Here is a 14,719-nt window from a genome sequence, read left to right on the forward strand (position 1 = left end):
CTCGGAAATCAATCGGTTCACCCCTGCTTTTCCCAAGCTATGGGAACGGAGTGGATTACGTTCATAGCGCTATTCCTTCCCCAAATACTCCTGGTTGTCCAGTGTGGTTCCCCCTTTGCCGCTCATGGCCTAGCTTCTCTCCATAGGCGGTCGATATGGTCAAAGCAGGATTTTGGAGCTGGTAAAGGGCAAAGCCCCATTCTTCAGAGCCGAATCTGCATTAAAGTTACGCTACAACATTGCCCCGACTTAGACGGTTGCGGGTGCCTGCCCCTGCCAAGTAGATCAGATCAGTTAATCGGCGTTGGCTCGAAAAGAGTTTTCTTTTGTGCCTGACTGCTTAAGATTGGCCGCTGCCGATAAACAAGCATGTACAACCTATGAGCAATACTATCAACAATCTGAAAGAAGCATTCGCGGGCGAAAGCCAGGCCAGTCAAAAATATCTGGCCTTCGCGAAGCGGGCCGAGAAAGAGGGCTTTCGGAACATCGCAACGCTGTTCCGAACCGCCGCGCAAGCCGAGCGCATTCATGCCGAGGGACATCTCGGCGCGTTGGACGGCATTGGAACCACTGCCCAGAACCTTCAAGCGGCCATTGACAACGAGACGTATGAGTACACCAAGATGTACCCGCCGATGCTCACGCAGGCGCAAGCGGATGGGCACAAAGCCAAACGCATGTTTGATTACGCGGCCAAGGCGGAAGCGGTCCACGCGCAGCTATACCAAACCGCTTTGGCAGCAGTGCGGGAAGGCAAGGATCTGCCCGAGATAAAGATCTATCTCTGTCCCGTGTGCGGCCACATCGAATTTGGGACGCCCCCTGAAGCATGCCCGATCTGCGGCGTGAAAGGATCAAGCTACATCCAGGTGCAATCTTAAGACTTGGCCTTCGGTCCGGTGCCCGGGGGCACCCGGCGCGCGCGTTTGCTCTTGAGCGCGAGCAGGCTGGAAGCGGTGAGGAACTCCCGGCGTGATAAGGTGGGAATTGAGGGCGAGGCGGACCGCACCAAGCCCAAGGCAAAATGCGCTAGCCGAGTGAAGTATGCCTCACTGGGGCATACGCCGCAATAGCATGGACATCTCGGCAAAGCGTCCACGCTTGGGTTGTCTTCACAACCACTCTTTCAGCTTCTCCTGATACTTGTTGTAGATGAAGCCCAGGACGAGCAGGACGATACCCAGCGCCATGAAACTCAGGATGCGATAGAGAGTCTCCAGTTTCCAGACATCGAAGATCACCACGCGGCCCAGGGCGCAGGCTAACACGCCCAGTCCCATCCAGCGATACATCCGCTCCCTTAGCACGATGCCGACTGTGAAGAATCCCAGCGCCAACAAAGACCAGCCGGCGGTGAGATAGAAGCCGCCGGGCTGTTGCTCCAGCACCCAGAGCGAGAGGAATCGCCACAGGCTCAGTCCGCCGACCAAGATGGCCGTCGTGTGAATTTCCGGAGGGAGCGGGTAGCGGTCAGGCAAACGCCGGGCCAGTTGACGCTGGGCCAGCAGGATGATAATGGCCAGCAGGTTTGGCCAATAGATCCGGGGTGCCTCGATCAGCGGCAGCCAGAACAACCCCAGAGCAACTGCCGTGTATGGGACGCTGAAGAGTAAAGCCTCCCGGTTTCGCTGCCAGCCTGCCCACAGGAAAATACACAGTCCGAGCAGCGCCAGCAGCCAAATCCGCTCGCGGGAGGGAATATAGGCGCTGACCCACCACATGGACATCGCCAGCGCGACCCAGCGATAGACCAGCGCGATTTGCAGCAAGGGCTGGCTGACCCGCCCGGCAGGGTCGGGTTTGCGTGCGAACCAGTTTGTGGTTCCATACGAAAGCAGGCCCAGCGCGGCAATTGGCAGGAGCGCCAGAGCCCAGGCAGGCTTCGCCTCGCTCAGCTGAAGCGCAAATTGGACGCCGCTGACCAGCATAAAGATCTGGGCGCAGGCAGCCAGCAGCCAGGCGCGGGTGAAGACCCCATACGCAGTCAGGGCGACCGCGAGCAGACTCGTTACCGCCAGCCAGGCAGGCGCCCCAATCTTCGGCTCGAGCCAGCCGTAGAGCACGCCCACCGTGGCCAGGGCATATAGCCCTTGCCAGACGACGCCAATTTGGGATCGCAATTGCAGGATCGTCTCCCTCTGCCACCAATGACTCAGCCCGAGGGTAATGGCGATCATCACCGCCGGATTCCACCATGGCGGCAATGGGCTGGCGGCCGAGGCATTGAAGACCCACGCCAACTGCGCGAGCAGCAAGTAGCCCTGGCTGAGCAGAGTCACTTCGCGCACACGCAAGACGTAAATGGAGAGCGTTAGGAGCAACGCCTCCATCGCCAACACCAACGGGAAGTTGTTCTGGCTGGTATTGTCCCAGGTGACGACCAACCAGATGACCAGCGCGAGCACGGTGAAGTAGCTTGGCTGCGGGCGCAGCAGCACTTCGGTGGCCGCCGCGGTTTGGCGGTGAGCCAAGACGGTGTTTACCATCATCAGCGCGCCCAACCCCACGCCAAGCCACAGCCCGGGGGTGTCGAACTCCTGCATCCCGTCCATGCCCCAGCCGACCGCCAACGCCGCGGAGATGTAGGCCCCAATCCGCAAGACCAGGTTCTGGCGGTGCTGGCCGGCGATAAGCAGGAACACGCTCTCAACGGCGAGAATCAACGCAAGCTGCAGGCCGGAGAACCTGGCGATAAAGCCCACCGTCACCAGCAGCAAACCCTGCGTGAGGTAGGAGTTCTTTGCGTGGGCTTCGGCCGCCAGGAAGCGCCGCGCGGCCTCCGCCAGCACCAGCAGCCCAACTCCGTAGCTCAAGGCGAATTTCCAGAATCCGCCGGTCTGGACTTGCAGCATCGTCAGGACGAAGCCTGCGAAGAAGGCTCCGTTATTGAGCGTGAGGAAGCTGGCACGGTTTTGCCCGGCGAACTTCTCGTCCCGGGAGAGGAAGACTGCGGCGGTGAACAGCAGCCAGTAGCTGATGAGAAACCAGGTGCCCGCCCAAAGTCCTTGTTCCGGCGAGGCCCAGTGCCAATGGCTGCCGCTGAAGAAGCGCCAGAAGGCATACGCGGTGTAAGTGGCCGCGAGGCTGGCGAAGGTGAGCGTGGCCCATCGGTTGCGGACCAGGAAGAACACCGCCGCCGCGGTCAGGACCAGGTTCGAGTAAAGCGTGAAGTAGCCGACGCGCGTGATGATCGAGGTATAGTAAGCGAGCCCCACAGCGAACAACGCCAGCACCTCGGACTTCTTTCCGTCGGCAATCCACACCATGAAGGCCGCCCACGCCAGCAACAGACCGCCATCCAGCCCGGGGCTGGCAATGATCCGCAGACGTTCGATGTGGTGCGCGGCGTAGGTGGTGAAATAGACGGCGGCCAGGCCGCCCGCGAAGAGCACTTGCGCGTAGTTCTTGAGGGATTCTTTGACCGCTCTGCGCTGCCACCACCCGCCGGCTAGCAGCAATGCCGCGCTGGCAAGGTACAGCAGGGCAACCTTGCCGCCCGGCCCAAGCTGGCTGATGAAGTTCTGGTAGGCGAGGTTCCCGAAGAAGACCAGCGCCGTGAGCACCATCACAATGCCCACGCGCACCAGCCAGTAAGTGCCCAGGCGCATCTCGAACGAGCCTTTCTCGCCGGTTGTCGCTGTGGTTACCACGGGTGGCCTGTTTGGCGGTGTGGCCGCCGGCGGCACGGTGGACACCTTTGTTAATGCGGGGGGAATGCGAACGCTGATTCGCGGCACGACCGGCTCGGGGCGAATGATGGGCGGAACTGCCGTCGAGGGAGTGGCAACAGGCTTGGCAGCCGGCTGCTGTGCATTGGGTGGCCTTTCCGGTCGGGGGGCTGCCAGCGCCGCTGCGTCCGGTCGCGCCACATTAAGACGCTCCTCCAACGAGCTGAGGTGTGCGGACAACTGGGCCAGCTCGTGCGCCAGCCGGGCTTGTCGCTCTTTCAGCCGCTCCAATTCCAACCGCTCTGGTTCGTTCATAACCGTGTTTTCCTGGCGCCGTCGGCGCTAACTCCTCCCAGCTGCCCCCGTTATCTGGCGGCGAGGAGGTCGCCCAGGGCAGGAGCCGGGACTTTCGGCTGCGCGCTAAACTGCCCACAAGCATGCCCGAAATAGCACACCATCCAGAACGCTGCCGAGACTAGGAGCAGGGCCGCAAGCATGCCAGCGCAAACTCGAAGCTTCCGGACCCGCAGCGTGTGCTGATTCGTTTTCATGCCGCAAACCTAGCCCCATACGGTGCCAGGGTGTTAATTGATAAACTTTGCGGCAGTATTGGTTTAACCGATGGGCTGGTTTCATTCCGCGGAGTGTATGCGGCGGGGCGTTGGCTGAAGCTCATGCCAGAGGGTTGGCGTGGCATTGACGGGGCTCGCGGAAGGCGTTGGAATAGAGGCGAGTTTGGCGTTGGAAAGAATGCCGGTATGGGGTAAGTGATAGCTTATGAGTGAGCGTTTTGACTCGATCTACGCGCACGGCATGATCCGGGCGGCGGTGTGCATCCCATCGCTACGCGTGGCCGACCCGGCCTTTAACCTGGAGCGCACGCTGGCGCTGGCCCGGCAGGCGTCCCGGGCCCAGGTAGCCGTCGCGCTGTTCCCTGAGCTGGGCCTTTCGGCCTACTCGAACGACGATCTGTTTCACCAGGACGCGCTGCTGGACGCCAGCAAAGCGGCTGTGGCGCAGTTGGTCAAGGCGAGTGCCGCCTTAACCCCCGTGCTGGTGGTGGGGTCGCCGCTAATGTTCGAGGCCAAGCTGTTCAATTGCGCCGTGGTGATCTACCGCGGGCAGGTGCTGGGGCTGGTGCCCAAGACCTACTTGCCGAACTACCGCGAGTACTACGAGAAGCGGCAGTTCGCCTCCAGTCGCGACGCGGTGAGCCGCGAGGTCACCTTCTTGGGCAAGCGCGTGCCGTTTGGCAATGACTTGGTGTTCGAGGCCGGCAACTTCGAGGGCTTCCGGCTGCATGCGGAGATTTGCGAGGACGTGTGGGTGCCTGTTCCGCCCAGCACCTATGCGGCTATGGCGGGGGCAACCGTGCTGCTCAACCTCTCGGCCAGCAACATCACGGTCGGCAAGGCGGAATACCGACGCAACCTGTGCGCGGGCCAGTCAGGGAAGTGCATCGCCGCGTACCTGTATTCGTGCGCCGGGCCGGGCGAGTCCACGACGGACCTGGCCTGGGACGGGCACGCGCTGATCCACGAAAACGGCGACCTGCTGGCGGAGTCGGCGCGATTTGCCGACAGGGAGCAGATGATCACGGCGGACGTGGACCTGGAGCGGCTGATGCACGACCGGATGCGGTTGGGCAGCTTCAGCGATTCGGTGGCGGACCACCGCGCGCGCCTGCGGGAGATGCGGCGCATTCCATTCGAGTTTCGAGTCCCGAGAGGCCGCGTGGCGTTGCGGCGGGAGTTCCCCCGTTTCCCCTACGTGCCGAGCGACGCGCGCGAGCGCGACCAGAGGTGCTTCGAGGCCTACAACATCCAGGTGCACGGCTTGCTGAAGCGGTTGTCGAACGCGGGCATCAAACGAATAGTCATCGGCGTCTCGGGCGGACTGGACTCGACGCAGGCGCTCATCGTGGCGGCCCGGACGATGGACCGGCTGGGGCCGCCGCGGAAGAACATCCTGGCCTACACCATGCCCGGATTCGCCACCAGCGAGCTGACGCTCCGCAACGCGCACAAACTGATGAAGGCGCTGGGCGTCACTGCCAGCGAGATTGACATCCGGCCGTCGTGCGCGCAGATGTTCCGCGACATCGGGCATCCATTTGCCGGCGGCAAGCCCGTGTATGACGTCACCTTCGAGAATGTGCAGGCGGGCGAGCGCACCTCGCACCTCTTTCGCCTGGCCAACCAACACAACGCGCTGGTGCTGGGCACGGGCGACCTGAGCGAACTGGCGCTGGGCTGGATGACTTACGGCGTCGGCGACCACATGTCGCACTACAACGTGAACTGCTCGGTGAGCAAGACGCTGATCCAGCACCTGATCCGGTGGGTCGTGTCGTCGGGGGAGTTCGACGCGGCCACCAATAATGTGCTGGGGGCGATCCTGGCGACGGAGATTTCGCCCGAGCTCGTCCCCCACGCGAAAGGCAGGTCCGCCCGCCCGGCCCAGAAGACGGCGGACGTGGTGGGGCCTTACGAGCTGCAGGACTTCAACCTCTACTACATCACGCGGCATGGGTTCCGGCCCAGCAAGGTCGCTTTCCTGGCCTGGCACGCGTGGGGCGACAAGAACCGCGGCGCCTGGCCCGACCTGCTGCCGGCGGAGAAGCGGCACCAATATGACCTGCGGACCATCAAGAAGTGGCTGGGGGTATTCCTCTATCGCTTCTTCAAGATCAGCCAGTTCAAGCGCTCGGCGATGCCCAACGGCCCGAAGGTCGGCTCCGGCGGCGCGCTCTCTCCGCGCGGCGACTGGCGCGCCCCCAGCGATTCCGAGGCCGAGGTGTGGTTGAGCGAGTTGCGAGACAACGTGCCGAGCTAAGCGTCAAGGCCGCTTCAGCTCTCGCGAGCGCCAGAGGTAGTAGATGGCGGGATAAACGAGCAACTCCATGATCGTGGATGTGATGACGCCGCCAATCATCGGGGTGGCGATGCGTTTCATGACATCGGCGCCGGTGCCGTGGCTCCAGAGAATGGGTGCGAGGCCGGCGACGATGACACACGCAGTCATGGCCTTCGGGCGAACGCGTTTGACGGCACCGTGGTAGATGGCGTCGCGGAGGTGAGCGAGATTGCCCATCAGACCGCGCTTCTTCCAGTTCTCGTAGGCGAGGTCGAGGTAAAGGAGCATGACGACGCCGGTCTCGGCGTCCAGGCCGGCCAGGGCGACGATGCCGACCCATACCGCGACACTGAAGTTGTAGTCTAGCAGCGCGAGAATGCCGATGGCTCCGACCAGGGAGAATGGCACGGCGAGCATAACGATGGCGGTCTTTATGGCCGAGCGGGTGTTGAGGTAGATGATGAGAGTGATGATGAGCAGGGTCAGTGGGACGACGATCATAAGGCGGTGCTTGGCCTTGACCATGTATTCGTATTCGCCGCTCCAGAAGAGGTTGTAGCCGATAGGGACCTTAATCTCGCCTTTGGTGACGGCTTCGTTGACGGCGCGCATGGCCATCTGGACGTAGGTGCCAACGTCAATATCTTTGACATCCACGTAGATCCAGGCATTGGGGACCGCGGCTTCGCTCTTGATGCCCATCGGGGCGCGAACGGTTTCGATGGTGGCGAGTTGGCCGAGGGGAACTTGCGCGCCGGTGGGCGTGGGGACGACGATTTCCCGCAGGGCGCCGAGGTTCTCGCGGAAGTCGCGGCTGTATCGAAGGTTGACGCTGTAGCGCTCCAGGCCCTCAACGGTGGTGGTGAGCGGCATGCCGCCGAGAGCGACTTCGAGCACGTCCTGCACGTCGGCAACGTTGAGGCCGTGACGGGAGATAGCGTCACGGTCTATGTTGAACTGAATGTAGTTGCCGCTCATGGTGCGCTCGGCAAAAGCGCTGAGGGTGCCGGGCACCGTCTTGACGACCGTTTCGACCTCCGCTGCCACGCGTTCCAACTCAGCCAGGTCAGGGCCGGCAATCTTGATTCCAACGGGCGTCTTGATGCCGGTGGCGAGCATGTCAATGCGGGTCTTGATGGGCATGGTCCAGGCATTGTTGAGGCCGGGGAACTGGATGGCGGAGTTCATAGCGTCGGTGAGCTCGTCCACAGTGCGGCGGCGGTGGGCGATGACGGTGCCGTTGGCGTTTCTAATGTCCACGGCGGGCCATTGCTCCTCGGGCTTCAGCATGATGGTGGTTTCGATCATGTCCATCGGGGCGGGGTCGGTGGCGGTTTCGGCCCGGCCGATCTTCCCAAAGACGTGGCGCACCTCCGGGAAGCTCTTGATGATCTGGTCGGTCTGCTGGAGGATCGCGCGCGCCTCAGTCACGCCGAGGCCCGGGAAAGTCGTGGGCATGTAGAGGAGGTCGCCTTCGTAGAGCGGCGGCATGAACTCGGAGCCGATGTTCTGGTAGGGGAATACCTTGCCGATCTTAAAGGCCCATTCCTTGACGGGACCGTCCGGCAGCAGCCGGGCTGCCAGTCTATTCCACGGGAAGAAGACCCAGAGGACGAGCGTCGCGGCGAGTGTGACCACCGTCCAGCGCCACTTGATGACGAAGTCAATGACCGGGTGGTAGAGCCAGATGAGGAAGCGGTTAATGGGGTTCTTCTCCTCGGCAGGGATTTTGCCGCGGATGAAGAAGCCCATGAGGATGGGCGCGAGGGTGATCGAGAGGATCGCTGCCGCCGCCATCGAGTAGGTCTTCGTATAGGCGAGGGGCTTGAACATTCGGCCCGACTGCTCGGTTAGCATAAAGATGGGGAAGAACGAAACTGTGATCACGAGCAGCGAGTAGAACAGCGTCGGCCCCACCTCCACGGACGCGTCCCGAATGATGTCCCAGTGAGGCCGCTTGCCCTGGTTGCGCTCCAGGTGCTTGTGGGCGTTCTCGATCATGATGATTACCGCATCCACCATCGCGCCGACGGCGATGGCGATGCCGCCCAGGGACATGATGTTTGAGCTGATGCCCTGGCCGAACATGACCAGGAACGAGATGAGCACGGCGATCGGCAGGATGACGATGGCCACAAACGCGCTGCGCACGTGCAGGAGAAACGCAAGGCACACCAGTGCCACCACGATGCTTTCCTCAAGCAGCTTCTGCTCCAGCGTCTTGACGGCACGCTCAATTAGCGCGCTGCGGTCATAGGCGATGGAATACGTCACGTCGGGCGGCAGGCCTTTCATGGCGACGTCCAGCTTTCTCTTCACGTCGAGGATCACCTGGCGGGCGTTGGCGCCGTAGCGCACCACGACCACGCCGCCGACCGTCTCACCGCGGCCGTTCAGCTCGGCAATGCCGCGGCGCATGTCCGGACCGAACTGCACGTCGGCCACCTGGCCCAGCAAGATTGGCACTCCCTTGTCCCCGACGCCCACTGCAACTTTGCGGAGGTCGTCGAGCTCGCTGACGTAGCCGCGCACGCGCAGGATAAACTCTTTCTCTGCGAGTTCAACGGACCGGCCGCCCACCTCGCCGTTGCTGCGCTTGACCGCCATCGCGACCTCGGAGATCGAGAGGTTGTACGCGCGCAGCTTGGTCGGGTCCACGGTCACTTGGTATTGCCGCACGAAGCCGCCAACCGAGGCCACCTCCGCGACGCCTTGCACCGAGGCCAGTTGGTAGCGCAGATACCAGTCCTGCATGGAGCGTAGTTCGGCGAGGTCGCGGTTGGTGGAGTTGAGCGAATACATGAAGGCCCAGCCGACACCGGTCGCGTCGGGCCCGAGGCTGGGCGAGACGCCCTGGGGCAGACGTCCGCTAAGTCCGCTGAGGTATTCCAGCACACGGCTGCGCGCCCAGTAGATATCGGTGCCGTCCTCAAAGATGATGTAGACAAAGGAGAAGCCGTAGAAAGAGTAGCCGCGGACGACTTTGGCCTTCGGCACCGAGAGCATCTTCGTGGTGATGGGATACGTCACCTGGTCCTGCACAATCTGCGGGGCCTGGCCGGGCCACTCGGTGTAAAGGATGACCTGCACGTCCGACAAGTCGGGGATGGCGTCCAGCGGGACGTTTCGCACCGCGTACACGCCGCCCAGCACCAGCGCCAGCGTCCCCAGCAGGACGACGAACCGATTCTTGAGAGAGAAATCTATGATGCCTTTGAGCATGGCCGGCGTTCGCGCTCAGTGTTGATGTTCGTGAGCCGGCGGCCCGCCCGCCGGATGCTGCTTCCGCCAATTCGCCTCCGCGATCTTGCCGTGCGCCACCGTGGCTGTGGATGCCAGATCCATCTCGCACTTCGGGCATTTGCCGGGCTTGTCGGAGACCACGTCCGCGTCAGACGCCATGGGGCAAGTGTAGAGTTTAGCGGGCCTGACCATCGCGGCGGGTGTGTTGGTGCTCGGTTCGGGTTTCGGCTGCTCCATCACCGGGATGAGGGTCATGCTGCACTTGGGGCACTTGCCTGCCTTGGATTCGTGCACTTCGCTGTGCTCGGGCATCGGGCAGGTGTAGTAAAGCAGCTTGCCGCCGGGCTGCATCTTCGAGAGGGCGGCGCCACCCACCGGCACGAGCGTCATAGCGCAAAGGGAGCACTTGCCCGGGTGATCGTACCTGATGGAAACGTGTTCGGGCATGGGACAGACGTACTTCATGACGTTCGTCTGCTTTGCGGTGACCGCTGCCTCTGCGCCCATCGCCACATGACCCGCATGCGGTGCGGTTGTGGCCGTGGTGCCGCCCTGCGGGCCGCTCAGCTTCTGGATCGCCTCGCGGAGCTGGCTTTCAGAGTCGAGCAGAAACTGGCCTGAGGTGACGATTCGCTCCCCTTCGCTCAAACCGCTGATGACCTGGTAGGTGTCATTCTCCGCCTGCGGTCCGAGCACAACGGTGCGCGGCTCGAAGCGGCCTCCCTCCAGCGCCAGAAATACCGTGTTCCTTTCGCCGCTGCGCAGAATCGCCATGTCGGGCACGAGCAGGGCGGCAGGAGCCAGTTCCGAGCGGAGTTGGACCGTCGCAAACATTCCAGGCTTCAGAAAGTATCCGGGATTATGAAACTCCATGCGCACGCGCGCCGTCCGCGTTTTCTCATCCACGTTCGGATAGAGGTAGGTCACCCGCCCGCGGAACTCGCGGTCAGGGAGGTAGGAAAGCGTCACCGTTGCCTCCTGGCCGAGCTTCACGTAGGAAAGGTCCTGTTCGTAGATCTGTGCCTGCACCCACACCAGCCCGAGGTCCGCCAGCCGGTAGAGCTTCATGCCGGCGTCCACCATTTGGCCTTCCACGACCATTTTCTCCACCACAAATCCGTCTTGCGGCGCGACGACTCGCAGCGTCTTGCGCGGCTCTCGCGTGCGCTCGAGTTCGGCAATCTGCTCATCTGAAATGTCGAAGAACTTCAGCTTGGTGCGCGCGCTGGCCTTGAGCGCCACGTCGCCGGGCGCGGTGGTCCCTTCCAGCGCGATGACATATTCCCTCTGCGCGCTGTAAAGCTCCGGCGAGTAGATATCGAAAAGCGGCTCACCGCGGTGCACCTGCTGTCCCGTGGCGTCCACATAGAGCTTCTCAATCCAGCCTTTGAACTTCGTCGTCACATCGGCGAGCCCCGCCTCGTTGTAGTCGATCGCGCCCACTGTCCTCACCACGCGCCGCAGCGGCCCGCGCGTGACCGTGGCAGTGCGGATGTTCATATTCTGCACCGTCATCGGTTCAACGGTAATGAGTTGGGAAGCGCTCGCGCCGCCCTTACTTTCGTGCACTGGCACCATGTCCATGCCCATGCTGTCCTTGGCCGGCACCGGGCTCGTCTCACCCGGATTCATTGTGGACGTGTAGAACTTCATTTTCCGCTCGCCCGAGGCTGTCGCATCGGACGCGCTGGCCTGCCTCCGCACGGGCGTCAGCTTCATCCCGCAGACCGGGCAATTGCCGGGCTTGTTTTGAACTACCTGCGGATGCATCCCACAGGTGTAAAGGTGCTCATCTTTGGTCTGACCTTTCCTGTCGTGATCGTTGCCGCACCCGGTCAATACCAGGCCCGCTCCGCCGCCGATCACCAGCAGCGCCACAAGAAATGCAGTCGCACGGCCGCTTTTGATTCGAATCTTCATCGGTAACGTCTTCAACCAACTCATTGGCTCATTCCTCCCTGGTTCATCCTATTCCCGGCCCCGATGCCCGGCGAGGATATCTCCATGCGCGCGGCACCTCCACCGGCTGGCGGCATGCCCTGCATGATCAGGGAAAGCTCCGCCAGCGATAGCTCCCGCTGCGTTCGCGCTTCGACCTCGTCAAGGTTGAAGCGCAGCAGCGTCTGCTCCGCTTCGGTCAGATTCAGGAAGTCCACCTGCCCGGCCATGTAGGCCGACCGCGCCACCTCGAGCGATTGCCGCTGCTTCGGCAGCAACGTCTTCTGCAGGACGTTCAGATTGCGTGTGGTCTCGCGGTACACAAAGGCTCTTTCAGCCACGTCCACCGCCAGCCCGATCTGGTTCGCTGTGAGGCGCGCTTCGCCCGCGCGCTTGTTCGCCTGGGCTTCAGCCACCTGCGCCGCCAGCTTGTCCCGCCATAGCGGGATACTTACGGTGCCAAATGGCCGGTATAGAACCGGGCTCATCTTCACATCGGCCATCAAACCGACGCTTGTGTCCGGCATGCGCGCCTTGTAGGCCAGCCGGATAGCGGCCTCGGCCGCGTGTACGTCTGCGGCCATCGCCTTGAGCAGAGTGTTTTCCGCCAGCGCCTGCTCCAGCCATTTGTCCGCTGTTACGTCCAGCGGGGTGGACTCAAACCGGGCCGGCACCGGCATCGGGTCGGTCGGATCAACTCCGAGAGCGGCCTTCCATTGCGCTAGCAGCGGCGCGCGGGAATCCTCCAGGTTGAGGATCTCGTTGCCAAGCCGTTCCTGCTCGATTTGCGCCCGCAGTACGTCCTGCAACGTCAACTTGCCCACCTCGTTCTGAGAGCGTGCCAGTCTTTCCAACTCTTGCAGCAGGCCCAGGTTCTCGCGGTTGACGCGAATCTTCTCCTCCAGGAAATGGAGTTGGTAGTAAGTCCGCTTCACGTCGTAAGCGCTTCGCAGTGAAGCTGCCTTGAACGTAAAATAGCCGCCCTGGCTTGCCGCCGCAGCCACGGCTCCGGCTGCTCGCAGCTTGCCCATTCCGGGAAAGCTCATCATCAGCCCCGGCATGACCGAACTGACCACGTCCTGGATGTCCATCTCAAACGTGAGCTGCGGGTCTGGCAGTGACCGCTGCACCGTGATTCGCTCCACCGAGGCAACCCAGTCAAAGTACGCCGCCGCGACCTTTGGCTGGTTCAGCAGCGCGTAGGTGAGGAAGTTGCTAAGGCTGGACTGGCTGGTCAGCGCCGGCAGGGCCGGCTTCCGGCCTTCCGGTCGGTAAGTGCTGGCGACCGCCTGGACTTGGCGGCGAGCCTCTTTTTCACCCTTGGCGGGCACGCCCCGGCAACCCGCCAGCAGCATGAGCGAGATTAAGATGGTATAAGTCTTCATAGCTAAGGAAATACATTGAGCGCAGGCACGGCAGGGCGCTTCCGTAGTGCGCCGGCGCGGTACACACTACGTGCGTGAAGAGAGGAAAATCAGAGCAGAAACGAGCAGTTCTGCTGGTAGAGAGGGAGGGATGCCGCGCGATGCGGCACTGCGGGCGTTGAGAAAATGACGTAACTGGCGGGTGGGGAAACCGCGAAAGCCATCGCTGCCGGGGCCAGCAGAAGCAATTGACTTGCTGGCGAAATCCTCGGGGCGGGTGTAACCGGCGCAGGTTCCGAGCGAGGGGTAGTCTCGCTCATACAGCAGTCGGCGTTGCCGCACTTGCAGCACACGCAGCCCGAACTGCCCGGCGTTGTCGGGGCCACCTGGGCGCAGATGAATGGGGCGCTCTGAGCCCAAACCAGCGCCAGACTGAACAGGATGGCCAACAACGGTCTCACACGATTCGGGAGGCAGTTACCTCTTGGGGCATGGTCTAGCTCTTGTCCTTCCTGGCCTTTGCCTCGGCTTCTTCAACCTTCTTGATGTACTTGGCCGTGTCCTTCTTGAAGTCTTTCAAGCACGACTTGCAGCAGAGCTTGATTTCGCGACCCTCGTGGACAAAGACATAAGGGGCCCCCATTTCACCTAGCTTATCATCGCTCACAACGCACGTCTTAAGCGGATAAGGTTTCGGTTTCTCGGTTTTCTTGTCGGCGGCCAGGCCAGACACGGAAGCCAGGATGAACGTTACCACGAGGGACGTGATGAATATTCTCGAAGCCTTCATAATCTCTAAATGTTCACGCGCATTATACACCAACCGGGGCTGGTTTGCTCAACAAATAACTAGCGCCAAAAGCAGTTGAGGACACCCTGACCGGCGGCGGTTTGGCTTCGGGCGATGGCCTGGGTGATGAACTCTTTCGCCCGTTGCACGGCGTTCGCCAACGAGCAACCCCGCGCCAGGTGCCCCGCAATCGCGGCGGAATAGGTGCAGCCTGTGCCATGGGTGCTCACGCTCCGGATGAAGGGGGCGCTGAGGAGTAGCTCCTGCCGGCCGTCGTAGAAGATGTCCACCGCCTGTCTGAGCCCAGGAAGGTGCCCGCCCTTAACCAGAGTCGCGCAGCCAAACTGCTGATACAACGTGCGAGCCGCCGCGCGGAGATCGGTCACGGAGCCCAGCTTTGTCCCGACCAGGATGCCGGCCTCGTCCAGGTTGGGCGTGACCAGCGTGGCGAGGGGTAGCAGCTTCGCGCACAAAGCCCTGACCGCATCCGGCTTCAGTAACTGGGCGCCGCTGGTCGAAACCATCACCGGGTCCACCACCAGTGGCACGCGCTGGCAGCGTTTCAGGGCCACGGTGACGGCGCGGATGATCGGGGCCGAGTAGAGCATCCCGGTCTTGATGGAGGCTGGGCGCAACGCCTCGAACACGGCTTCCATTTGACCGCGCACGATGTTCACATTGCACGCTTGGATGCCATACACCCCTTTTGGGTTTTGCGCCGTAATGCAAGTGATCGCGCTTGTGCCGTGCACGCCGATTGCAGCGAAGGTCTTCAGGTCGGCCTGAATGCCCGCACCGCCGCCGCTGTCAGAACCGGCGATTGTGAGGGCTACCGGGAGTGTAGGTCGCTTCGACAT

The 14,719-nt window shown here is 62.2% G+C and carries 9 protein-coding genes; 2 read left to right on the plus strand and 7 right to left on the minus strand.

Annotated elements, in window-relative coordinates; genetic code table 11:
- The first annotated feature begins 380 nt into the window (after positions 1 to 380).
- Positions 381 to 884: a rubrerythrin family protein gene (locus P5205_18915; GenBank protein HSA12435.1), complete on the plus strand. Its 504-nt coding sequence runs from the start codon at positions 381 to 383 to the stop codon at positions 882 to 884.
- 231 nt (positions 885 to 1,115) lie between these two features.
- Here P5205_18915 and P5205_18920 read toward each other — a convergent pair whose 3' ends face one another.
- The gene (locus P5205_18920; protein HSA12436.1) at positions 1,116 to 3,986 is read right to left on the minus strand and encodes a DUF2339 domain-containing protein; all 2,871 of its coding nucleotides are present in this window, start codon (positions 3,984 to 3,986) and stop codon (positions 1,116 to 1,118) included.
- A gap of 462 nt (positions 3,987 to 4,448) precedes the next feature.
- Here P5205_18920 and P5205_18925 point away from each other — a divergent pair, with 462 nt between their 5' ends.
- The gene (locus P5205_18925) at positions 4,449 to 6,506 is read left to right on the plus strand and encodes an NAD(+) synthase (protein HSA12437.1); all 2,058 of its coding nucleotides are present in this window, start codon (positions 4,449 to 4,451) and stop codon (positions 6,504 to 6,506) included.
- Positions 6,507 to 6,509: 3 nt separating this feature from the next.
- Here the strand turns inward: P5205_18925 and P5205_18930 are convergent, their stop codons facing one another.
- From P5205_18930 to thiD, 6 genes are all read right to left on the minus strand, one after another.
- Positions 6,510 to 9,749: an efflux RND transporter permease subunit gene (locus P5205_18930; protein ID HSA12438.1), complete on the minus strand. Its 3,240-nt coding sequence runs from the start codon at positions 9,747 to 9,749 to the stop codon at positions 6,510 to 6,512.
- A 15-nt stretch (positions 9,750 to 9,764) separates the two neighbouring features.
- Positions 9,765 to 11,690, minus strand: a complete 1,926-nt coding sequence (locus tag P5205_18935; protein ID HSA12439.1) for an efflux RND transporter periplasmic adaptor subunit — start codon at positions 11,688 to 11,690, stop codon at positions 9,765 to 9,767.
- A gap of 20 nt (positions 11,691 to 11,710) precedes the next feature.
- Positions 11,711 to 13,093, minus strand: a complete 1,383-nt coding sequence (locus tag P5205_18940) for a TolC family protein (GenBank protein HSA12440.1) — start codon at positions 13,091 to 13,093, stop codon at positions 11,711 to 11,713.
- A gap of 89 nt (positions 13,094 to 13,182) precedes the next feature.
- Positions 13,183 to 13,533, minus strand: coding sequence for a hypothetical protein (locus tag P5205_18945; protein ID HSA12441.1), 351 nt, complete (start codon positions 13,531 to 13,533; stop codon positions 13,183 to 13,185).
- Between the two features lie 35 nt (positions 13,534 to 13,568).
- Entirely contained in the window at positions 13,569 to 13,862 is a 294-nt protein-coding gene (locus tag P5205_18950) for a hypothetical protein (protein ID HSA12442.1), read from the minus strand.
- A gap of 59 nt (positions 13,863 to 13,921) precedes the next feature.
- The gene (gene thiD / locus P5205_18955) at positions 13,922 to 14,719 is read right to left on the minus strand and encodes a bifunctional hydroxymethylpyrimidine kinase/phosphomethylpyrimidine kinase (GenBank protein HSA12443.1); all 798 of its coding nucleotides are present in this window, start codon (positions 14,717 to 14,719) and stop codon (positions 13,922 to 13,924) included.

It is taken from the genome of Candidatus Paceibacterota bacterium, assembly GCA_035452965.1.
Taxonomy (GTDB): Bacteria; Verrucomicrobiota; Verrucomicrobiia; order Limisphaerales; family UBA8199; genus UBA8199.